Origin of the sequence: Bradyrhizobium sp. WYCCWR 13022 (assembly GCF_030435535.1) — a bacterium.
Classification (GTDB): domain Bacteria; phylum Pseudomonadota; class Alphaproteobacteria; order Rhizobiales; family Xanthobacteraceae; genus Bradyrhizobium.
Genome location: NZ_JAUIZJ010000023.1, coordinates 280,036 through 300,665, shown reverse-complemented (window position 1 = coordinate 300,665; position 20,630 = coordinate 280,036). Strand labels below are relative to the sequence as shown.

19 protein-coding genes are annotated in these 20,630 nt (G+C 60.8%); 8 read left to right on the top strand and 11 right to left on the bottom strand.

Annotated elements, in window-relative coordinates; genetic code table 11:
• The first annotated feature begins 151 nt into the window (after positions 1 to 151).
• Positions 152 to 718 (top strand): cytochrome b, encoded by a 567-nt coding sequence (locus QY049_RS28425; RefSeq protein ID WP_301270258.1) that lies wholly within the window; start codon positions 152 to 154, stop codon positions 716 to 718.
• A gap of 60 nt (positions 719 to 778) precedes the next feature.
• Positions 779 to 1,267, top strand: a complete 489-nt coding sequence (locus tag QY049_RS28420; RefSeq protein WP_301270257.1) for a CDP-archaeol synthase — start codon at positions 779 to 781, stop codon at positions 1,265 to 1,267.
• Here the strand turns inward: QY049_RS28420 and QY049_RS28415 are convergent.
• The 5 genes from QY049_RS28415 to QY049_RS28395 are packed head-to-tail and all read right to left on the bottom strand — an operon-like array spanning position 1,248 to position 6,605.
• The gene (locus tag QY049_RS28415) at positions 1,248 to 2,213 is read right to left on the bottom strand and encodes a metallophosphoesterase (protein ID WP_301270256.1); all 966 of its coding nucleotides are present in this window, start codon (positions 2,211 to 2,213) and stop codon (positions 1,248 to 1,250) included. The two genes, QY049_RS28420 and QY049_RS28415, sit on opposite strands and share 20 nt — an antisense overlap.
• A gap of 26 nt (positions 2,214 to 2,239) precedes the next feature.
• Positions 2,240 to 3,352 (bottom strand): SbmA/BacA-like family transporter, encoded by a 1,113-nt coding sequence (locus QY049_RS28410; RefSeq protein ID WP_301270255.1) that lies wholly within the window; start codon positions 3,350 to 3,352, stop codon positions 2,240 to 2,242.
• Complete coding sequence (locus QY049_RS28405; protein ID WP_301270254.1) at positions 3,345 to 4,295, bottom strand: 1-phosphofructokinase family hexose kinase; 951 nt, start codon at positions 4,293 to 4,295, stop codon at positions 3,345 to 3,347. The genes QY049_RS28410 and QY049_RS28405 overlap by 8 nt, the downstream gene beginning before the upstream one ends.
• Position 4,296: 1 nt before the next feature.
• A complete protein-coding gene (gene glk, locus QY049_RS28400) occupies positions 4,297 to 5,274 on the bottom strand; it encodes a glucokinase (RefSeq protein ID WP_301270253.1) in 978 nt (325 codons plus the stop codon).
• Positions 5,271 to 6,605, bottom strand: a complete 1,335-nt coding sequence (locus tag QY049_RS28395; protein WP_301270252.1) for a GH1 family beta-glucosidase — start codon at positions 6,603 to 6,605, stop codon at positions 5,271 to 5,273. Before QY049_RS28395 ends, glk begins: the two co-directional genes overlap by 4 nt.
• On the opposite strand from QY049_RS28395, the gene QY049_RS28390 reads away from it, so the two are divergent.
• Entirely contained in the window at positions 6,604 to 8,118 is a 1,515-nt protein-coding gene (locus tag QY049_RS28390) for an agarase (protein WP_301270251.1), read from the top strand. The two genes, QY049_RS28395 and QY049_RS28390, sit on opposite strands and share 2 nt — an antisense overlap.
• Before the next feature lie 21 nt (positions 8,119 to 8,139).
• Here the strand turns inward: QY049_RS28390 and ppsA are convergent, their stop codons facing one another.
• Positions 8,140 to 10,551, bottom strand: a complete 2,412-nt coding sequence (gene ppsA, locus QY049_RS28385) for a phosphoenolpyruvate synthase (protein WP_301270250.1) — start codon at positions 10,549 to 10,551, stop codon at positions 8,140 to 8,142.
• Between the two features lie 119 nt (positions 10,552 to 10,670).
• Positions 10,671 to 11,357: a CBS domain-containing protein gene (locus tag QY049_RS28380; RefSeq protein WP_301270249.1), complete on the bottom strand. Its 687-nt coding sequence runs from the start codon at positions 11,355 to 11,357 to the stop codon at positions 10,671 to 10,673.
• 130 nt (positions 11,358 to 11,487) lie between these two features.
• On the opposite strand from QY049_RS28380, the gene QY049_RS28375 reads away from it, so the two are divergent.
• The 3 genes from QY049_RS28375 to QY049_RS28365 all read left to right on the top strand — a co-directional run bounded on the left by QY049_RS28375 (position 11,488) and on the right by QY049_RS28365 (position 13,077).
• The gene (locus QY049_RS28375; protein ID WP_301270248.1) at positions 11,488 to 11,937 is read left to right on the top strand and encodes a host attachment family protein; all 450 of its coding nucleotides are present in this window, start codon (positions 11,488 to 11,490) and stop codon (positions 11,935 to 11,937) included.
• 110 nt (positions 11,938 to 12,047) lie between these two features.
• On the top strand, positions 12,048 to 12,869 hold the full coding sequence (locus QY049_RS28370) for a universal stress protein (RefSeq protein WP_301270247.1): 822 nt from the start codon (positions 12,048 to 12,050) through the stop codon (positions 12,867 to 12,869).
• Positions 12,870 to 12,894: 25 nt separating this feature from the next.
• On the top strand, positions 12,895 to 13,077 hold the full coding sequence (locus tag QY049_RS28365) for a hypothetical protein (RefSeq protein WP_301270246.1): 183 nt from the start codon (positions 12,895 to 12,897) through the stop codon (positions 13,075 to 13,077).
• A 108-nt stretch (positions 13,078 to 13,185) separates the two neighbouring features.
• Here QY049_RS28365 and QY049_RS28360 read toward each other — a convergent pair whose 3' ends face one another.
• Positions 13,186 to 13,704, bottom strand: a complete 519-nt coding sequence (locus QY049_RS28360) for an Hsp20/alpha crystallin family protein (protein ID WP_301270245.1) — start codon at positions 13,702 to 13,704, stop codon at positions 13,186 to 13,188.
• A 180-nt stretch (positions 13,705 to 13,884) separates the two neighbouring features.
• Positions 13,885 to 15,507 carry a chaperonin GroEL gene (gene groL / locus QY049_RS28355; RefSeq protein WP_301270365.1) on the bottom strand — a complete coding sequence of 541 codons (1,623 nt, stop codon included), beginning with the start codon at positions 15,505 to 15,507 and terminating at the stop codon, positions 13,885 to 13,887.
• Positions 15,508 to 15,756: 249 nt separating this feature from the next.
• Between groL and ftsH the strand changes: the two genes are divergently transcribed.
• The gene (gene ftsH, locus QY049_RS28350; RefSeq protein WP_301270244.1) at positions 15,757 to 17,559 is read left to right on the top strand and encodes an ATP-dependent zinc metalloprotease FtsH; all 1,803 of its coding nucleotides are present in this window, start codon (positions 15,757 to 15,759) and stop codon (positions 17,557 to 17,559) included.
• Between the two features lie 76 nt (positions 17,560 to 17,635).
• Here ftsH and QY049_RS28345 read toward each other — a convergent pair whose 3' ends face one another.
• Positions 17,636 to 17,974, bottom strand: coding sequence for a hypothetical protein (locus QY049_RS28345; protein WP_301270243.1), 339 nt, complete (start codon positions 17,972 to 17,974; stop codon positions 17,636 to 17,638).
• A gap of 536 nt (positions 17,975 to 18,510) precedes the next feature.
• Here QY049_RS28345 and QY049_RS28340 point away from each other — a divergent pair.
• Positions 18,511 to 18,723 (top strand): hypothetical protein, encoded by a 213-nt coding sequence (locus QY049_RS28340; protein WP_301270242.1) that lies wholly within the window; start codon positions 18,511 to 18,513, stop codon positions 18,721 to 18,723.
• A gap of 352 nt (positions 18,724 to 19,075) precedes the next feature.
• On the opposite strand, the gene QY049_RS28335 is transcribed toward QY049_RS28340, so the two are convergent.
• Entirely contained in the window at positions 19,076 to 20,164 is a 1,089-nt protein-coding gene (locus tag QY049_RS28335; protein WP_301270364.1) for an AI-2E family transporter, read from the bottom strand.
• Positions 20,165 to 20,630: the final 466 nt, after the last annotated feature.

The following is a 20,630-nucleotide window of genomic DNA, read 5'->3' as shown; positions in this document are numbered from 1 at the left end:
GTTTTGCAGGCTGGAAAGCCGCCGCCTGCGGTCATTTAAGCAGGCGGCGCTTTTATGGGTGTGCCGATTTGTGAGCCCTGTGCTCGACCTGCTTGATTCACGTCAACGACCTGAAGTGCGCCTTGGAGGAGTATAGTCAAAAGGCTCCGACATGCAGCTACTCAATTCAGACAAGAACTATGGCGCTATTGCGCAGAGCTTGCACTGGCTGACGGTCATTCTTGTCATTGTTGCTTGGGCACTTGGCATTTTTGGCGATGACTTGCCGACGGGCGAACCCCGTCAGATCGGTCTTGCCGTTCATGTTGCGGCCGGACTCGCGGTTCTCGTCCTACTCGTGGCTCGCTTGGTGTGGCGATCGGTCAATCCGCCGCCTGTATCGGAAGCGACCGAATTTGGGGTCTGGCTCGGAAAGTGGGGCGATACTGCCGCCGCGATCGCCCACTATACTCTTTACGCATTGCTCGTCACGGTGCCCGTCGCCGGGATTGTGCTTCAGTTCGCGCGTGGTGATGCGTTGTCACTGTTCGGTCTATCTACCATTCCGTCGCCGTGGCTCAAGGATGCGGCGTTTGCCCACAATGTGAAAGAAGTACACGAAATTATGGCGCATGCGCTGGTGGTCATCGCAGCGTTTCATGCGATCGCCGCGCTCATTCATCATTGGGTATTTCGGGACCGCACGCTCATCCGGATGTTGCCTCACTCCAAAGATTGAGACGTAGATCCGCAGACGTGTCTGCTTGCTCATACCTCGGTGCTGTCCGCGAGATGCTTGATGGCCGGGCTGCCAATTTTCTATTCGATTGTTCTGCTGACGCTCGCGAATGGGTCGCCGGTCGTAGCCAAGAAGCTCTTCGGCTCTCGGTTCGCGTTCGCGCTGGATGGAGGGCTTCTGCTCTTCGATGGCCGACCTGTATTCGGGGCCTCGAAGACCGTCCGCGGCATCGTTGCGTCAATCATCGTGACCACGGTTGGGGGGACCCTTCTTGGATTAGGTTACGAATTGGGAGCTCTCGTGGCCATCGTCGCGATGGCGGGGGACTTGCTTTCGAGCTTCTTGAAGCGCCGTATGAACATGCCGCCAAGCAGCCAGGCGTTGGGTTTGGACCAGGTTCCGGAATCGCTGTTCCCACTTCTGTCTTGCCAGGAAAGCCTCGGGCTGAGCTATGAAGACATCTTCGTGGTTGTCTTGATGTTCTTTGTCGGCGAGCTCGCGATCTCCCGTGTGCTGTACAAGTTGCGCATCAGGGATCAGCCGTATTGAAGCGGTCCGTCGGCCGGCACAATCGATGCAGCGTAATTTCCGGAGAGCAGTTGAAGCGCACGGCAACGACGCTCGATCCTGCGCCCACGGAAGTGTAGCCGACCATATCGTGATAGCGCCAGGCACCGGCTCCCATCCGACGCGGCAGCACTGAGTCAAGGGTGATGGGGATCGAGCCGGGAAGGCAGATCTGTCCCCCGTGCGTGTGTCCACTCAGGAGCACATCAAAGCCCGCATGGGCTGCTTGCCGGTAGATTTCGGGTGTGTGGGACAACAGGATCGAGAAGGCGCCGTCCGGGATCTCTGACCCAACCTTCTCGATGTTGTCGACCCTGTAGTAGTGCGCGTCGTCGATCCCTGCGACGAATATCTTCTGACCGCCGCGTGCGATCGTCGTGCATTCGTTCTGGAGCATGCGTATGCCCATCGCCTCCAAACCGGGTAGCATCCTGATGGTGTCGTGATTGCCGAGCACCCCGAGAATGGGCCGCTTGAGGTTGGCGGTCACCCGTGCCATGCCTTCCAGCGCAGCGTCGAACGCTCCGAAAGTCTTGCCACGATAGTCGCCGGTCAGGACGCATAAATCATAGCTCAGGCCTGAGACCAGCTCGACCAGGCGCCGCATGGCGCGCTGGCTCATATCTACGTGGGTATCGCTGATGTGAAGAATCGTGAAGCCGTCGAACGAAGCTGGCAAATCAGCGCACTCGATACTGTTGTGTTTCAGGGTCACTCGCTCGGCATTTCGGCGCCCGCGCCAGTAAAGCCCGGACAACTTCAGAATATTTCGTATCAACGAATGAACAGAGTACCAGTTCTCGATATGGAAGAAGTTGAGGCCCTGGCCGAAGACCTGGGCGTCATGATCGGTTTCGATTCCGAGCCGCTGCCGGGCGTGGATACGCCCCAGGCGCTGCTCCAGTTTCGATACCACTTCGTCGTCCACCTGATAGACCTTCCGGCTTGGTAAAACTAATTACGCGTGAAGGTTGCCTTGTCATCTGCGCGGCATTGATCGACCTTGTCCAGAGCAAGAAGAAGCGAAGCGACGCGATTGGCCGAAGCAGCCCATTCAGCAAGCCGCGGATAGTTGTCCGTGAACCAGCTGCAGGCGCCCTGGACCACGGCAAACGCTGCCGCCGCCTGAACGACCTCGCCGAGGAGCATTGTACCTGCAACGTATTTCGGCGTGCAAAGCAGCAGGCCAATCACCGGCGCCAGCAGCGAATTCGTATGGGTTATGGTCGTGAGGCGCATGAGTTGCCAGCAATACTTCAGCCACGAGGCAATCACAGCCGTGAGAGCGGAGTTCATCTTGCGTTTTCCATCCTCGCCGCTCGCCTCGTGGGTGCTCTCTCCGCTTTCACGCAGATGGGTTCCGATGGCTCGCAACTGGGCTTCAGCCCGCTTGTTCTCCTCCATGACGTCGGTCAGCCGACGCCCGATCAACATCGTCGTTGCTGCCACAGCAATCGAGTAGACAATGACGGCGACCACCAGATAGCCGGGAATGGTCACAGACAGGCTGCCTGCGTCGATGGTGAGATTGCCTCCGACCACCCAGAGGATGCCGATAAAGGTGCCCGCTGTCAGAAGGGAGGCGACAAGCCCGAGAACGAGGTCGACGGGGAAGTCCGTCGCCACTCTGCCATCCTCTGCAATTCGGTATTCCGGGGCTTGATAATCTCCCGCCACGAGGTTCAGTCGTACCAATCGATCCCGCTCCAGCCAGTAACGATAAAGCTCGTCGCTGAGCCACGCCCTCCATGTGCGCTGCAGCGTCATCCGGCCCCAAACCGAGAAGACCGCGAGCGACAGGCTGGCCGCCGCAAGCGGTATGAATCGCAGCGCCTGGATTAGAAGCTGGTTCCCATCCTTGCGCTCCACCGCGTTGAAGAAGTCTCGGTTCCAGAAGTTCAGCGCGTACTGGGTCAGTAGTTGCAGAACAATCGTGACGAGGAGCAGCACGGTGAGGAGCCAGGCCCAGCGGGCCGATTTGCCCGTCCAAAATCCACGTGCGCTTCGCCAGAAGCGCAACAGCAGTTGGCGTTCCCCGGGCGATCGATATTTCGCGTTGCTAGGCATGATGGCCGGCGATAGCAGTCACTTTCACGCTGGAAGCGAGACGATGAATGTCCTCTCTTAAACACAACCCCGTGCCGGGACGCAGCAGCGCGGCCGAACCGCCGGCAACGCCATAGCGCAGAGCCGCTTCGAGATCGTTGCTGTGTGCAAAGCTCGACACCATCGCACCCAGGAAGCTGTCGCCTGCGCCCGAAACGCTGACGGGCTCGATCGGGAGGCCATTCGCACGCAAAGCGATGTCGCGCGCCAGGAGCAGGGCCCCCTGCGAGCCCAGCGAGAGCGCGATGATCTCGATGCGGTAGCGATCGAGCAGGCTGCGTCCCGCTTCAAGCAGCGAAGGCTCATCCTCGGTGCTGATCCCGGCGAGATCCTGAAACTCGCGAAGATTGGGCTTGATGAGATAAACGCCGGCCTCCAATGCAGCCTTGAGCGCATCGCCGGTCGTATCCACAATGACCTTGGCTACCCCTCTCGATGCCTTGACCACACGTCCGTAGAAGTCGGCCGGCACCCCGGGGGGCAGGCTGCCACTTGCGATGACGAACCCGGCTTGCGAACTGACGCGCGTGACTGCGTCGAGGCATTGCTGCCATTCAAATTCATTGAGCAAGGCGCCCGGAAAGACCAGACGAAACTGCTCGCGGGTCGTCTCGTCGAAGACGGTGATGTCCTCGCGAGTACTGTTAGCTGCCGGGATCACAATGCTGCGCACGGATTCGTGCTCGACCAGTGCCGCAAGGGTTTGCCCGGTGGCACCTCCGGCCGGGTAGATCGCGATCGCGTCGACGCCGAGCCGCGTCAGAACCCTGGCGACGTTGATACCGCCGCCGCCGGGATCGCGCTGAGCTTCCGCGCAGCGCATTTTGGTGAAGGGAAGCATCTTCCTGACCGAGGTCGAGACATCGACCGCCGGGTTGATGGTCAGCGTGACGATCGGCGGCATCTTAACCAAGGCCTTCGACCTCCATCAGCGCGCGGAGGCCGGTGAATGCGACATCGTCATCCAGGATGAGATAGGCCGGTATCGGCTCCAGGAATCTCCTGAGACGTCCCTTGGCCTCGAAGCGCATGCGAAACGGGGACGCGGCAAGACAGCCGGGCATGTGGCGCAAAATCCCTCCGCCGATGAACACGCCGCCCCTTGCCCCGATGGCGAGTGCAAAATTGCCTGCAACCGACCCCAGCATCGCGCAAAACATCTCGAGAGCAGCAGCGCTGACTGGACATGTCCCATCGATTGCGGCCCGCGTGATGTCGGCCGCGCGACGTTTCGGAGTGGTTAGGCCCTCGAGTGACGCAAGAGCGTCATGGAGGTTTTCCAGGCCGGCGCCAGACAGCAGGCGCTCTGACGAGACATGCCCGAATCGTTGCCGCAAATGCGCGATGACGGCGTCCTCGCGCAAGGAGCCGCCCGCCATCGTGGAATGGCCGCCTTCGCCGGAGAGGACGATCTGGCCGCTGGCGTGCGGTATGAGGGCCGCCATGCCGAGGCCGGTGCCGGGGCCGATCGCTGCAAGAGGCGCCCCCGCGACCCGTTCACGCCCGCCCAGTTGCAGAAGACTGCCCGGACAAAGATGGGGTAGCGCCAACGCGACTGCCTCGAAATCGTTGATCAGGCGCACCGACGAGAATCCATAGGCCTCGCGCAATTTCTCTGCATCGATCACCCAGGGATTGTTGGTGAGTGCGCAGCGGCCGTTCTGAACTGGGCCGGAGGCAGCAAGGATTGCGTGCTGGATTGTCCCGGCCTTCGCCTTGTCACCGAGATAGGCAGCGAGCGCCTCCGAAATGGTGCCGTGATCGCTGACGACCGTGTGCGCAATCGTGCTCAGCTTGCCATCCGCCAGGAGCGCGAAGCGGGCGTTGGTCCCTCCGATATCGGCCAGAAGGGTAGTTCCCGCTGGAAGGGGCGCCTTCATCATGCCCGCCCCGCCTTGATCAGCCCTGCATACCAATAGAACGAGGATTTGGGTGTTCGCCGCAGCGACGCATAATCCACATAGGTCAGTCCGAACCTGATGCTGTATCCGGAATCCCATTCGAAATTGTCGAGCAGCGACCAGACGAAATAGCCGCGAACGTCGACGCCGCGAGAGGCGGCGGCATTCATCGCGTCGATATAGTCCCTCAGAAACTCCACTCGGCCCGTGTCAATCACCGCGCCGGTCGCGTCAGGCTGGTCGAAATTGCCGTATCCATTCTCGAGAACGTAGATCGGCAGGCCGTAGCGATCCTGGACCGCCTGCAACGTATCCCCGAAAGCCTTGGGATCGACCGGCCAATCGATCGGCGTCAGTGCGGCGCCGACGGGCTTGTCGCCGAAGTCGTAGCCCAGCATCGAATTCGGATCCGCCCTCACATAGACCGGACTGTAGTGGTTCAGCCCGAACCAATCGACCGGACGGCAAATGCGCGAGAGGTCTCCCGCCTGCAGATGTGGTTCGATCGCTGACCGCATCTGTGCTGGATATGCGCCAAGACATTGCGGATCCGGGAAGGCGCTGTTCCAGTAGACGTCGAGGCGTGCCGCGGCGGCTGCATCGGCCTCGCTGCTACTGGACGGCCGGCACGGCTGCCTGTTGTGAATGCACCCGATCGAGGCGTCGGCCACTTTTGCGCGGACGACATCGACCGCCGCGCCGTGCGCAAGATTGACGTGGTGGATCATGCGATGCAGCTTGTCCTCGCTGCTGCGGTCCCGCTTGCCGAGCGATCGGCTGAACAGGCTGAACATCGATGGTTCGTTGAGCGTCGCGAAACGCTTGACCCGATCGCCGAAGCGGGTCGCGACCAGAGCCGCATAGTCGGCGAACCACGTCACAATTTCACGATTTTGCCAGCCACCGTGCTCCTCCAATGCCTGCGGCAGGTCCCAATGGTACAGGCACAGCCACGGCTCGATGCCGACGGCCAGGAGCTCGTCGATCAGACTGTCGTAGAATGAAAGACCGGCCTCGTTGGCTGCGCCGCGTCCCTGCGGCAGGATGCGCGGCCAGGCAATCGAGAACCGGTACGCCTGCACGCCGAGGATCTTCATCAAGGCCACATCCTCGCGGTGGCGATGATAGTGGTCACACGCGACGTCGCCGGTATCGCGATTTTTGATCATGCCGCTTTGGCAGTAGATGTCCCAAATGCTGGGTCCGCGGCCGTCCTCGCGCGTGGCCCCCTCGATCTGAAAGCTCGAGGTGGAAACTCCCCAGATGAAATCGGGGCGCAGATCGACGGTGTTCGGCAGTTGAATTGTCGACATGGACGACCTGCTTGGTCTTACTCCAGCTGTGCCCTGTTGCTGCCCTTGGATTGCAAGCATCCTCTCCCTGTCGTTGATAGTCGGGCAGCTGCTGGATGGTATTGAGATAGGTCAAGAGCCCTGGAGAGGACCATGCGATGAATTGACAAGCTTGGTCTGTTGCCGGGGTTCGCAGTTGCAAAGAACGAAGTGGGGAGGGGTCGTCGACGGCCGCAGCGGAAGCGGCTTCTTCCGCTTCGCCGAACACAACGGTGTTTTCTGGCTGGTCGATCCCGATGGTGGCCGCTTCCTCTCCAAAGGCGTCAACAACATCCGCTTCGATCAGGACCATGTCGGACAGACGGATCGCGTGCCCTACGCTACAGCTTGCATGGCCAAATACGGCAGCCCGTCCATCTGGCGCGCCGCGGCGTCCGACCGGCTGGCGAGCTGGAATTTCAATACGGTCGGCTGCTGGTCAGATGAACTTGTCGCCAGCGCAGGATCGCGATTGCTGGCGACCGCGCCAACGGCGGAGCTTGGCGCGTCTTTCCGCCTGCACCGCCGCGATCAGGTCTTTCCTGATGTCTACGATCCCGAATTCTCGGCGCATATCCGCATGAGCGCCGATCAACGCTGCAGGCCTCGACGCAATGATCCCGGCTTGCTCGGTACCTTCATCGACAACGAACTTTACTGGTCGCCCGACTGGCGCGGTACTGACGAGCTTCTGACGCTCTTTCTGAACCTGCCATCCCATCGTCCGGGCAAGATTGCCGCCATCACGGGTCTGCAAGCGCACTATCGAGAGTTTGCGCAATTCAATGCGGTCTGGCGTACACGGGCGCGATCCTGGGAAGAGCTCGGCAGGATCGAACACATCGTGGCGCCGTTTGTCAGACTGCGGCCCGGCGTCTTGAACGATGCGCTCGAGACCAAGGCCAACCTGGCAGATTCCGCTCGCGAGGCGTTTTCTGCCGATTGCGATGCCTTTGTCGCCGTCGTGGCCGACAAGTATTTCGAATTGTGTGTCTCGGCGATCAGGGCCGCCGATCCCAATCATCTCGTGCTCGGCTCCCGGTTCGGATACCAACCGCTCAGTGGCGTGATTGCCGCGGCCGGCCGTCACCTGGATGTGGTTTCCTTCAATTGCTACGACTTCGATCCTGGCCCTGTCATCGACGCTTACGCTGCCACCGGCAGGCCGTGCCTGATCTCGGAATTCTCGTTCCGCGGCGACGATGCGGGCCTGCCGAATTCCAGAGGGGCCGGACCGCGGCTGCCAACCCAGACTGAGCGAGCCCAGGCTTTCGAAGGCTACGTCGCGGCAGCCCTCAGCAAGCCGAATGTGGTCGGCTATCACTGGTTCGAGCATGCCGATCAGCCGGCCGAAGGCCGCTTTGACGGCGAGGATTCCAATTTCGGCGCGGTGACCATCGACGACGAAGTTTATGACGAGCTGACGCAGATGATGACCAAGGTCAATGCCGCGGCAGAGCGTATTCACGCTGCGGCCGTCCCGGCCGCGGTCTGATTGCGACAATGGGCGAAAGCGTCACGACGCGGACTTCGGGAGGGCGGCTTCGGCGTCCGACACGGCGGCCATGGTCCGAAACACGCTCGACGGATTGACGCTGATGGAGTCGATGCCGAGGCCCGTCAGATAGCGCGCGATCTCCGGGTAGTTCGCAGGCGCTTCGCCGCAGATGCCGATATGACGACCGTTGCGCTTGGCACCGACCACCGCCTGCCGGAACATCTCCAGCATTCCCGGATCACGCTCGTCGAAATCGAAGGCCACGATGTCGGAGTCCCGGTCGACCCCCAGCGTGAGCTGGGTGAGGTCGTTGGAGCCGATCGAGAAGCCATCGAACAGCTCCGCAAACGCATCGATCCGGATCACATTATTCGGAATCTCGCACATGACGTAGATCTCGAGACCGTCTTCGCCGCGCTTCAATCCATTGGCCGCCATCGTCGCGATCACGCGCCGGCCCTCTTCGACCGTGCGGCAGAACGGCACCATGACACGCAGATTGGAGAGGCCCATCGCCTTCCGCACCCGGCGAAGTGCGGCGCACTCCAGCGCAAATCCTTCCGCATAGGCAGGATGGCTGTAGCGAGAGGCGCCCCGGAAACCCAGCATCGGGTTCTCCTCCCTGGGCTCGAAGCCTTCGCCGCCGATCAGGCTGGCATATTCGTTGGTCTTGAAATCGGAAAGCCGCACAATCACAGGTTTCGGATAGAATGCCGCGGCGATGGTACCGACCCCTTCCGCCAGTCTTTGAACGAAGAAATCGGCGGGGCTCGTGAAGCCCTTCACCAGGCGCGCGATCGCGGCACGTGCCTTGGCTGACTTGACCTTGTCCGGCTTGAGCAATGCCATCGGGTGAACGCCGATATGCTCGCTGATGATGAACTCCATGCGGGCGAGGCCGACCCCGGCCTGCGGCTGCATCGCGGTGCGGAACGCCATCTCGGGAGTGCCGACATTCACCATGATGGCCGTGCGCGGCGGCCGCAGCTCGCTCAACGGCGTCCTGGTCACGTCGAAGCGGGCCTTGCCCTGATAGACGCTGCCGACATCGCCTTCGGCGCAGCAGATCGTGACTTCGGTCCCGGTCTTGATCCTTTCGGTCGCGAGAGTGGCCCCCACCACGGCGGGAATGCCCAGCTCGCGCGCGATGATGGCGGCATGGCAGGTGCGGCCGCCCTTGTCGGTGATGATGCCGGCCGCGATCTTCATGACCGGCTCCCAGTCCGGACTGGTCGCCGCGGCCACCAGGATCTCGCCGGGCTTGAAGGCGGCGAGGTCGCGCGCAGTAGCGACGCGGCGCGTACGCCCTGAAGCAATCTTCTCGCCCACCGCGCGACCGTTGACGATGACCGGGCCGTGCGCTTTCAGACTGTAGGTCTCGTAGACGTCCGCCGAGCGTCGCGAGGCTACCGTCTCGGGCCTGGCTTGAATGATATAGAGCTTCCCGTCAGCGCCGTCCTTGGCCCATTCGATGTCCATCGGCATCGCTGCACCGGCGTGTTGCGAGTAGTGGGCTTCGATCCGCATTGCGATCTCGGCAAGGCTCACCACCTCTGGGTCGGAGATGCAAAATCTCTGGCGTTCGGCTTCCGGAACTTTGCGGGTGAGCGTCGCATGTTCGCCGCCGCGCTTGCCATAGATCATGCGGATCTGCTTGGCTCCGAGCCGTCGCCGCAGCACGCAGCGATATCCCTGGCTCAGCGTGGGCTTGTGGACGTAGAACTCGTCGGGATCGACCTGGCCCTGAACGATGGTCTCGCCGAGACCATAGCAGCCTGTGACGAAGACGACGTCGCGAAAGCCGGATTCGGTGTCGAGCGTGAAGACGACGCCGCTGGCCGCCAGATCGGAACGCACCATTTTCATCACGGCGACGGAGAGTGCGACCTTGAAATGATCGAAGCCCTTGTCGATGCGATAGGAGATCGCGCGGTCGGTGAAGACGGACGCGAAGCAGCGCCGGCAGGCCTCGAACAGATCCTCGGGCCCGCGCACGTTGAGATAGCTTTCGTGTTGGCCCGCAAAGCTCGCGGTTGGCAGATCCTCGGCGGTCGCCGAGCTTCGCACGGCAACGGCAACGCCGGTTCCGGATTCGCGCTCGAGCTGCCGGTACGCTTCCACGATCTGCTCGCGGAGGAGGGGCGTGTCCATCGCCTGGTAGATGATCTCGCGAGCTTTCGCAGCCTTGCTGGCGAGCTGCTTGATCTTGCGTTTGTCCACCCCGTCGAGCAGCTGCTGAAGCGCGCACGCGACGCCGTCACGCGACAGCGCCTCGCGATAGGCATCGGCTGTGATCGCAAAACCGTTGGGAACCGCAATCCCTTGTGAGGCGAGGGCGGTGTAGAGTTCGCCCAGGGAGGCAGTCTTGCCTCCGACCAGGCTCACGTCCGCCAATCCGATCTCATCAAACGATCTAATATACCCGGTCATGAATACAGCAGAACAGGTTCATGACGTCCGGGCTTGAGCCAAGTCAAATTCTCCAGAGCTTATCAACGGTGCCGCCGGAAACAACCGCTCCTGGAGGCGAACCCAGTTGCTTCTTCAGGTCAATATACGAAGGCGGGAGTTTCCAGCAGGTGGTCATTCACCGCCATCACGCCGGGGATCGCTTCTGCGGCAACGCGAATGGCCGTACGTTCGGCGAGTGATGGCGCAAAGCCCCAGATATCGATCACACCATTCTGCACTGTCGCGTTCAGATTGAATGTATGAGCCCAGGGCTGCTTCCTGATTTCCTCGAAGAACCTCTTCCGAATGGCCGAATCGGGCAGCGATATCTCGAGTTTCGGCCTGGCGCTCGCGATGGCCTGGAGCAGGTTGGCTCGACTTACGATCCCGACGAGTTGGCCTTCCTTGTTGACGATAGGAACGCGTTTGATTTGACGCTCTTCGAACAGCATGGCGATTTCATGCAAGGGCGTCTCGGGTGCAGCGGTTGCAACATCTTGCGTCATGATGTCCTGCACCTTGATCGAGTGTGACCTGACGTACTCGGTTGCAAGCTCGGCGTCACCGGTCAACAGGCGTAACCACCACGGGGGCGAGCGTTCGGTCCCGCTCTCGGCCCTGTGCAGCAGATCGCCTTCGCTCACGATTCCGAGGACCCTGTTGTCAGCGTCGACGACCGGTACGGCGCTGATCCGATGCTCCAGCAGGATCTGTGCGACTTGCCGGATGGTTGCGGTGGGTCCAACGGTAACCACTGGTGACACCATCACGTCTCGTGCCTGCATGGCAACCCTCCATATCGCCTCGCGATTTTTCATAATCCTGCCGGATCGTCAGCTGCCCGATTTGATCGGGATCAAGCAATGCAGACTTTCAGGCGATAGGAATTGAAGGTTTGCAGCGAGGAGGTCGGAAATGATCAGGATACCACATCGGGCTATCGTGTTCGTTGGCGACGGACGGAAAGCGCTGTTCCTTCGCAACGAAGGCGACGAGAAGTTCCCGAACTTGAAAACGGAGGCGGTTTTCGAGACAGAGAATCCGTCCGCGAACTCCCAAGGCAGCGATCGACCCGGCCGTATCAGCAAGGGCGCGCATTCGGGGCAGCGAAGCGCGGTGGAAATGACCGATTGGCATGAGCTCGAGGAGGCGCGCTTTGCAAGGCAGGTCGCGGCCGCCGCAGAGCGCCTCCTTCGTGGCGAACATGCAACCGCCATCATCGTTGTTGCGCCGCCCCGCACCCTGGCGGAGCTTCGGTCGGCCTTTCATGACGACGTGAAGCGTCGGATCATCGCCGAGCTCGACAAGGACCTCACGAAACACCCTGTGGGCGACATCGAGAAGCATCTGCGAGACGCGGCTTGAGGAGAGATTGCCAGATCGCTAGGCAAGTTCCGCTTGTTTGATGTCGGTCAAGCGCTCGGCTGATTCGCCAAGCGATAAAGGGTTGTCGTGCACTTTGCCGGAGCAGCATCATGTCGGTCGCAAGCGTCATGGTTTACGTCGATTCCGAACAGCAGGAGGCAGGACAAGTCGCCGTTGCGGGGGGCGTCGCGAGGACCTTCGGAGCGGCTGTCCTGGGTGTTTCGGCGGTGGCTGTGGAGCCTCCCTTTGTGGCGGAAGGTGTCATCATCGAGCAAACCACCGAGGAAGACGTCAAGCGCATAAAAGCAACGCTTTCCGCGAAAAAAGCTTGGTTCAAGCGGGTGCTCGGCCTGGCGGGCGAGACGGCCGAATGGCGCTGGGGGCTCGATTCTCCGACCGACTTTCTGGTCGAGCAGGCTCGCGCGGCGGACCTTGTGATCGTCAAGCGCAGGCCGCACACGGCAAGCCACTCCCACTTCCTCGATCCGGCCGGAGCCATGCTGCGGATGGGGCGACCCACGTTATCAGTGCCGGAGCGTGTGACGGAGTTGTCCGGTGACCGCATCGTGGTCGGTTGGAAGGACACAAGGGAGGCGCGCCTTGCTGTTCGCGACGCGATGCCATTTCTGACCAGGGCCTCCCAGGTCACAATCGCGGAAATCTGCACGCCGAGCGATCAGGATGCGGCTCGCAGGCGCGTGCGCGACGTGGCCGGCTATCTTCAGCGGCACGGAGTGCAGTGCCAACACGAGATTCGTGTTCATACAGCGGAGCCGGACGGAGGCTATCTCGTTCGGTTGGCGTCCGAACTCGGCGCCGACCTTATTGTCACCGGTGGCTATGGACGTAGTCGGTTGGGAGAATGGATCTTTGGAGGCATGACACTGACCCTGTTGCAACAGGCTCCGGTCTGCCTGCTGATGTCGCACTGAGATCAGCGCTACAGGAGAGTGCGTGATGGACAGGAATGGTCAAGTGGCGCAGGAAAGCGCGACTAAGCAAAAACCAGAGTTGCCCGCATCCAATCGTGGTGAGCAGCTGATCGTAACCGGCCGGGAGGGTCGCGCGATCAAGGAGGCCCTGGAGGACGACGACGTGCGTGAAATGCTGAATCTGCATAATCGGGGCAAGCACCCCTAGGCCGCGATCTCAGCCCCAAGGGAACGCATCGAGAGTGCCTTCGAAGGCGGTCGTCGGCTTATTGTTGGCGAGGCTGCGACAGTCGCAGCCTCACCTCGACGGGGGCGCTCAGGCGGCCTTCACGTTGATGGTCTTGGCCGACTTCTGCGCTTCTTCGGTCTTCGGCAAGACGACCTTGAGCACGCCGTTCTTGAACGTTGCCTCGATCTTGTCGGAGTTGACATCGTCCGGCAGTGCGAAGTAACGCTCGAAGGAGCCATAGCGGCGCTCGGAGACGTAATAGTCCTTCTTCTTCTCCTCAGTCTCTTCCTTCTTCTCGCCGCGGATGGTGAGGCCGCCATTGGCGAGTTTGACGTCGATGTTCTTCTCATCGAGGCCAGGAAGCTCCGCCGTGATCTCGTAAGCCTTGTCGCTCTCGGCAACATCCACGGCTGGCGCATTGAAGTTCTTGGACAGATCACGCTCCAGCCGAGCGAGCGACGGGAATGGCCGCTTCCAGAAGCCGTTGCCGAAATCGTCGAAGATCTGATCGATTTCGTTCCTCAGGGCCTGAAACGGCTGCCATGCTGCGCCGACAGCGGGCGCGGTGGATGTCTTGGTGACGGGTAGTTTGGTCTCGGTTGTCATGATCATCTTCTCCTTAGAGGTTGACCATATCGGTCGCCGGAAAGAATAGTCATGGCTGTCGCGCGCTGGTTGATCTCCCTCAAATTCCCACGCCGGGTGTGTTAGAAGCGTAAGCAAGATCTGGATGATCGTATCGTCGGCCTTCTGGCGTTAAAAAAATCGGGGCAGTTGGGACGCGCCCTACATCGCCATGTCGTGCTCGGCCAAGCGCTCGCGCTTCGGCTCCGGAAGTTCCGTCATCGTCGCTTCCGTCAGAAGCAGGACGCTCGCCACCGAGACGGCGTTTTCAAGTGCGGTCCGTACGACTTTGACGGGGTCGACAATGCCGGATTCGACGAGATCGACATAGACCTTGCGGGCAGCATCGAAACCGAAATTGCCCTCGCTGCCGAGCATCCGCGCGACCACGACGCCGCCGTCGGTAGCGGAATTCTCGGCAATTTGACGGGCCGGCGCTTCGAGTGCTCGCCTCAGGATCTGCACACCAGTACGTTCGTCACCCTCGCAAGCGGCTTCTTCCTTGGCTACGGCCGCAACCGTTCGAAGCAGTGCAAGTCCGCCGCCGGGTACGATCCCTTCCGCAACCGCCGCCTTGGTGGAGCTGATCGCATCGTCGAGAGCTTCCTTCTTGGCCTTCATTTCGGCTTCGGTCGGTGCTCCGACCCGGATCACGGCCACGCCGCCGGACAGTTTGGCCAGACGTTCCTCGAGCTTCTCCCGGTCGTAGTCGCTGGTGGTCTTCTCGATTTCGACCCGGATCTGCGCGACCCGCGCGTCGATGCGCGAACGGTCGCCGCCGCTGCCGATCAGGGTGGTGTTCTCCTTGTCGGCAACTACGCGCGCGGCGCGGCCGAGCTGCTGCAGGGTAGCACTTTCGAGCTTCAAGCCGATCTCTTCCGAAATCACCTGAGCACCGGTCAGAATCGCGATGTCTTCCAGCATGGCCTTGCGCCGATCGCCGAATCCAGGTGCCTTAACCGCGCAGGCCTTGAGCACGCCGCGCAGCTGGTTGACGATGAGTGTCGCCAGGGCTTCGCCCTCGATATCTTCGGCGATGATCAGGAGCGACCGGCCACTCTTGGCGACTTGCTCGAGGACGGGTACGAGGTCGCGCAATGCACCGATCTTGTGGTCGCAGAGCAGGACGTACGGGTCCTGCAGCACCGATTCCATCCGGTCGGCATCCGTGACGAAGTAAGGGGACAGGAAGCCACGATCGAATTTCATCCCTTCGACGACGTCCAGGAGGGTCTCGGTCGTCTTGGATTCCTCGACCGAGATCACACCATCACCGCCGACCTTTTCGATCGCGTCAGCGACCAACTCACCGACAGACGTATCGTTGTGGGCCGAAATCGTTGCGACCTGAGCTTTCTCGGCTCTCGTCTTCACCGGCTTTGCCATCGCGCGCAGCGCCGCGATGGCGGCCTGCGTCCCTCGGTCCAGACCACGCTTCAGGTCGATCGCGCTTGCGCCGGCAACAACGTTGCGAACTCCGTCCGACAAGATGGCATGCGCAAGGATGGTGGAGGTGCTGGTGCCGTCTCCGACGACGTCGCCCGTCTTCTCGGCGGCCTGGCGAAGAACCTGGGCGCCGAGATTCTCTTCGGCGTCCTTGAGATCGAACTCCTTCGCTATGGTGACACCATCGTTGCAGACGATCGGCGCTCCCCATCCTTTCTGGATCAGAACGGATTTCGACTTCGGGCCGAGCGTAACGCGCACCGCGTCCGCGAGGAGGGAAGCGCCGCGCAGGACTTTCTCGCGAGCTGCTGAATGGAACAGAACTTGTTTGTGTGCCATTGAAATGCCTCGGCTGTGCTGCCGTGTGCCGAAATCTCGCCAAACATTGTGTACGACTGTGCTTGACGGAAATTGATCTTGGTCAAACAGGTGATCAATGCCGATGTCGCGGTCTGCAGCGGTGTTGGCCATCGAGTTGACCTGAATCAATCCGACGCAGCCGTCTCCCGCTACCAATTGAATGTGGGCTGATGCTGATGGGAGGAGCAGGTGGAGGCAGGTCAGGGGTCGCGGAAGCAGACCATCGTGATGGCTATCCTCTTCGCGGGCAGCATGTTGCTCGTTGCCCTGCAATTCCTTGTCGCAACCTATAATTCGATCGAGACCATCCCTTACAGCCAGTTTGAACAGCTGCTCGCCCAGGAAAAGATCGTAGAGGTCTCTGTGGGACCGGATAGCATCCAGGGGAAGCTGAAGGAACAGCTCCCGAGCGGAAAGTCCGCGTTCGTCACCGCGCGGGTTGATATGGCCCTGGCCGATAAGCTCGCGCAGAAGGGTGTGAGCGTCACAGGCGTTCCCGGGAGCGGCGCATTGCAAAGCCTGCTGTCCTGGATCTTCCCGATCGTCGTCTTTTTCCTGATCTGGTACTGGGTCGGGCGCGGCATGACCGGCCGGCAGGGGTTCGGCGGACTCATGGCGATCGGTAAATCGCGCGCCAAAGTCTATGTCGAGAAGGACATCAAGGTGACTTTCGCCGACGTCGCTGGGGTCGATGACGCGAAATTCGAGCTTCAGGAGGTGGTGTCGTTTCTAAAGGATCCCGGCAGCTACGGCCGACTGGGTGCACATGTGCCGAAGGGCATCCTATTGGTGGGACCGCCTGGAACCGGCAAGACGTTGCTGGCCCGCGCTGTCGCCGGCGAGGCTGGCGTTCCGTTCTTCTCGATTTCGGGTTCTGAGTTCGTCGAAATGTTCGTCGGCGTGGGCGCTGCGCGCGTGCGGGACCTGTTCGAGCAAGCCCGCAAGGCGGCCCCATGCATCATTTTCGTCGACGAGCTCGACGCGCTGGGACGTAGCCGCGGGCCGCTGTCATTCTCGAGTCACGATGAGAAAGAACAGACCCTCAATCAGCTCCTGTCCGAGCTTGACGGCTTCGATCCAAGCGTCGGCGTGATCCTGCTGGCAGCGACCAACCGTCCCGAAATCCTGGATCCCGCGCTGTTGCGGGCAGGACGGTTCGACCGGCAGGTCCTCGTTGACCGGCCGGACAAGACGGGGCGCATTGCCATTCTTAAGGTGCACGTCCGCAAGATCCGGATGGGTGAGGAAGTCGATCTGGAGAAGGTGGCTGGCCTCACAACCGGGTTTACGGGAGCTGATCTTGCCAATCTCGTCAATGAGGCCGCGATCGCCGCAACCAGGCGGGGCGCTGGCGAGGTCTCTTTCGCCGATTTCGTCGCCGCGATCGAGCGGATCGTCGCCGGAGTGGAAAAGAAGAGCAGGGTGCTCGGCAAGGAGGAGCGGCGTAGGGTCGCGTATCACGAGATGGGCCATGCGCTCGTGGCTGCGAGCCTGCCGGGGGTCGATCCGGTGCAGAAAGTATCGATCATCCCGCGTGGAATCGGCGCGCTGGGCTACACCATTCAGCGTCCGACCGAAGACAGGTTCCTGCTGACGGTTGAAGAGCTGAAGAACCGTATCGCGGTGCTGATGGGCGGACGTGCGTCGGAGCGCCTGATTTTCGATGGTGCGATTTCGACCGGGGCCGCCGACGATCTTCAGCGTGCGACCGAGGTGGCCATTGAGATGGTGACCCGATACGGCATGGACGAGACGGTCGGGCAGCGCACCTATGCCCCCAAGCCCCAGGCATTTCTCGCGGCCCAGGATGCGGTCGTTACTGCAGCCGAAGCCACCGGCCGCGAGATCGATCTTGCCGTGCGTAATCTGATCGAGGAGGGTGATCGCCGTGCCCGCGATATTCTGCAGGGACGCCATGCCGACCTTGACGCCGGTGTTGAACTGTTGATTGCAAATGAAACCGTGACCGCGGAGCAGTTTACGCCACTACTCGGCAAGAGCATTGAAAAGAACGAGTCCATCGCGGCCTGATGCTAACTGACCGACCATGACATCCTCAAGAGTTCGCAGCTTGGCGTCGCGTTACCAGCGCGACCTGCGCCATCTCTCAAGCGGGACCCGATCCGATTCTGTGACGAAGGCGGTGGCAGAAATCATCCAGTACCGTATGAACATTCTCAAGGTGGATCAGGTATCTTTCCGCGTCTTCCCGCTCTGACGTGCCGAGGACGAGAGAATCGCGGCGGGCGGCTGCTTGTGCGACCTGTTGACGGCTCCCTGAGACCTTGGTTTCCGCGAACTCCAGATGCTCGCTGTCCTCGCCGAGCTTGTCGAGCTCAGCAATAAGCAGTGCGATCGTGGTACTTCGGCGCTCCGTCGTGAGGCTCCTGTCCTTCAAAATCTCTATGTAGTGATCGATGTTTGCCCGGGCGACGTACCTGTCCATGGTGTGCTCCCCCCGCTGCGCGCAACTGTTAAATGTTACCACTAACGGCGGGGTCGGCTAAACGGATCAAGCACCGAAGAGGTGAATCAATTGAGGTATTCAGATACAGTTACGGCCCTTCCTGAGTTGATCTTCGGGCAGAGGAGAGACAGGTCTGTGTCACGGAGCTTCCATGTCCAACATACTGTTTCGCTGCCCCAACACAGGCATGAACGTTCAACATCCCATCTGCAAGCCTGCCTCAGAGACGTCCGCCGAGGCGGTCGTGGTCGTGCATTGCCCGGCTTGTGCGCGGATTCATTTGATCAATGTGGCGACAGGTGAATTGTCGCGCGATGTCCGGAGCAGATGATCCTCGAGATCTCCTTTGATCCCGATCAAGCCAAGCCAGGGAGAGGTGCCTAGTATATTCTGGCGTAACTGGCCCACCGTTACGCCCCCAAGCCGCCGCCGAGGCCCATCCCCCCAAAACCCTCGGCGGCCTTTTTGTGTCTGGCTGGATAACCCGTTTCGCCGTCAGCCGCAGGATCGATACGATGCGCATGTACTATTTCGACATAAAGGACGGCGTTCCCGTTCGCGACGGTGCCGGCCTGGAGCTAGTGAGCGATGGCGCGGCCATTGCACACAGCAAGCGCCTCGCGGATCAAGTGCGCAAGGAGAAACCCGTGGGTAATCCGGATCTCCGCATTATCGTTGTCGATGAAAGCGGCCGAGAGGTCCACCGCGAATTCGTCTATAGGCGTTGACAGATGCGACTGGTGCGGCCCTGGTGGCTCCTTACTATACCGAGAGTTGCTTCCAGAGAGAAAGAGTAACCTCCGCATCGGCCTTGCGTGCAGGCCGATCTCAACTTCGTCAGCCGATTTTGCATCTCCACCAGGAAAACGCATGTGCCGCAATCTGCGCAACTGACGCGCTTGCGGAAGTAGCTGAAGAGCTCGCGGCCAATACTGACATGCGCCGAACAGAGATGGGGCTTCCACATAGGCTCGCGGCCATTCGCTCCGGGCGACGAGCCTTTCCTTGAGCGGCCGCTTGACGTCGATTCCGTTTCGTAAATGTCGATATTGGGTATGCCTGTCATCTCGTTGAGGTACTTCAACAGAGATGTTGATCGGGCATATCCCGTCGCTGTGGCGTAACGTCCATCGCGGTTGCCGTCCTGTCCCGCCGGATTTGCAGCAGGGTCAGGGTGAGGGCGAGCAGCAGCGGACCGAGCACCACGCCCGGTGTCCCCATGAAGACAAGCCCGCCGACGACGGCGATGAAAGACAACATCGTGTTCATCCGGAGCCTGCTGCCGACCAGGATCGGGTATACTACGTTGTCGACGAGACCGACGACGAAAGTCCCCCAGACCGTCAGAATGATCGCCGATGTGTAGCCGCCGCTCAGCGCGAGATAGACAGCGGCCGGTGCCCAGATGACGAAGGCGCCCAGAAACGGAACGATGGCCAGAAGTGCCATCAATACGCCCCAGAACACCGGAGCCGGCAGGCCTAGCCACCAGAACATCAGGCCTCCCAGCCCGCCCTGCAGCGCGGCGACCGCGACGGTCCCGAGGACGGTCGCGAAGATGGTATCGGTGAAGCGCCCGGCGATCAGCGCTAGTTCCGGCTCCGAAACTGGCAGATGGAGCCGCGCGGCCTCGGCAATCGCCTCCCGGTCGCGCAAGAGATAGAAGAGAAAATAGAAAGTGAGCAGAAAGTTGGCCATTCCGGAAAAGGAGGCGCGGAGCACCGAGCCGCTCCACGTTGCCAGCGCAGAAGTCGCCGTTCGCATTAGATCAGGAAAATCTACCTTGTCATGGACCCATTGCAGCGCTGGAGCAAGCCAGCGATGGTCGTTCATGAAACGCGTCCAGTCGTCGGCGTCGAACATCGGCACGACAATGGCTGCGCTTCGGACGGCCTCGTTGAGCAACGTCCCTGTCACCAGGATGGCAGGAACGACCACGATAAGGGCGGTTACTATGGCCGTGATCAATGCCGAGAGGTTGCGAGACCTGACGCGTCCGCTTACAGCGCGGTCGAGTGGCGTGAACAGGACCGCGATCGTCGTCGACCAGACGAGAGCTCCCAGGAATGGCGCCGCCATCACAGCAGAGATGACAACGCCTAACACTAGGGCGACCGCAAGAGGGACCGAAACCGGCGCTCGATCGGGAGATTTTGGGCTTGGAAGCATTGATCTGGTCTGTCTCAATTTTCCATCTCATGCGCTATCGCGAGACAAGTTGCCTATCATCACGATGCATGTGATGAGGCCCAGCGAGGGTATCCGTAGCGGCTGCGATCGAACGCGAATGCGGGCGCGAACGTAGGCAGCCTCTCCGGCACTGACGCGATAGCGGGTGGCAAGTTCGGCATAGGCAGTCTTGAGAGCCCTGACCGTATGGCGTGCCGGAGGCGCGATTGGATATTCCGGTACGGCTTCCACTTTTAGCCGTTTTACGAAGAGGGGACTAACGATCGGAGCCTATATCAACCAATCCGAGGTATGGCCGCTTGATTTGGCTCAACTCTGGGGACCCTAGGTCCCGGCAGCGGGTCGGCGACCGGAATTTTGACGGGACGGTTTGGACCGGAGGCTTTCTGACCTAGATCAATCGATCCAAACTCGGCGCTGGTATCGTGTCAAAGTTGCAATTTCG

Bases quoted from the DNA above. Each gene is read 5' to 3' on its own strand.
- QY049_RS28425 (WP_301270258.1), top strand. From the start codon at position 152: ATGCAGCTACTCAATTCAGACAAGAACTATGGCGCTATTGCGCAGAGC.
- QY049_RS28420 (WP_301270257.1), top strand. From the start codon at position 779: ATGGCCGGGCTGCCAATTTTCTATTCGATTGTTCTGCTGACGCTCGCG.
- QY049_RS28410 (WP_301270255.1), bottom strand. From the start codon at position 3,352: ATGCCTAGCAACGCGAAATATCGATCGCCCGGGGAACGCCAACTGCTG.
- QY049_RS28405 (WP_301270254.1), bottom strand. From the start codon at position 4,295: ATGCCGCCGATCGTCACGCTGACCATCAACCCGGCGGTCGATGTCTCG.
- glk (WP_301270253.1), bottom strand. From the start codon at position 5,274: ATGATGAAGGCGCCCCTTCCAGCGGGAACTACCCTTCTGGCCGATATC.
- QY049_RS28390 (WP_301270251.1), top strand. From the start codon at position 6,604: ATGGACGACCTGCTTGGTCTTACTCCAGCTGTGCCCTGTTGCTGCCCT.
- QY049_RS28395 (WP_301270252.1), bottom strand. From the start codon at position 6,605: ATGTCGACAATTCAACTGCCGAACACCGTCGATCTGCGCCCCGATTTC.
- ppsA (WP_301270250.1), bottom strand. From the start codon at position 10,551: ATGACCGGGTATATTAGATCGTTTGATGAGATCGGATTGGCGGACGTG.
- QY049_RS28380 (WP_301270249.1), bottom strand. From the start codon at position 11,357: ATGCAGGCACGAGACGTGATGGTGTCACCAGTGGTTACCGTTGGACCC.
- QY049_RS28375 (WP_301270248.1), top strand. From the start codon at position 11,488: ATGATCAGGATACCACATCGGGCTATCGTGTTCGTTGGCGACGGACGG.
- QY049_RS28370 (WP_301270247.1), top strand. From the start codon at position 12,048: ATGTCGGTCGCAAGCGTCATGGTTTACGTCGATTCCGAACAGCAGGAG.
- QY049_RS28365 (WP_301270246.1), top strand. From the start codon at position 12,895: ATGGACAGGAATGGTCAAGTGGCGCAGGAAAGCGCGACTAAGCAAAAA.
- QY049_RS28360 (WP_301270245.1), bottom strand. From the start codon at position 13,704: ATGACAACCGAGACCAAACTACCCGTCACCAAGACATCCACCGCGCCC.
- groL (WP_301270365.1), bottom strand. From the start codon at position 15,507: ATGGCACACAAACAAGTTCTGTTCCATTCAGCAGCTCGCGAGAAAGTC.
- ftsH (WP_301270244.1), top strand. From the start codon at position 15,757: ATGGCTATCCTCTTCGCGGGCAGCATGTTGCTCGTTGCCCTGCAATTC.
- QY049_RS28345 (WP_301270243.1), bottom strand. From the start codon at position 17,974: ATGGACAGGTACGTCGCCCGGGCAAACATCGATCACTACATAGAGATT.
- QY049_RS28340 (WP_301270242.1), top strand. From the start codon at position 18,511: ATGCGCATGTACTATTTCGACATAAAGGACGGCGTTCCCGTTCGCGAC.
- QY049_RS28335 (WP_301270364.1), bottom strand. From the start codon at position 20,164: ATGCTTCCAAGCCCAAAATCTCCCGATCGAGCGCCGGTTTCGGTCCCT.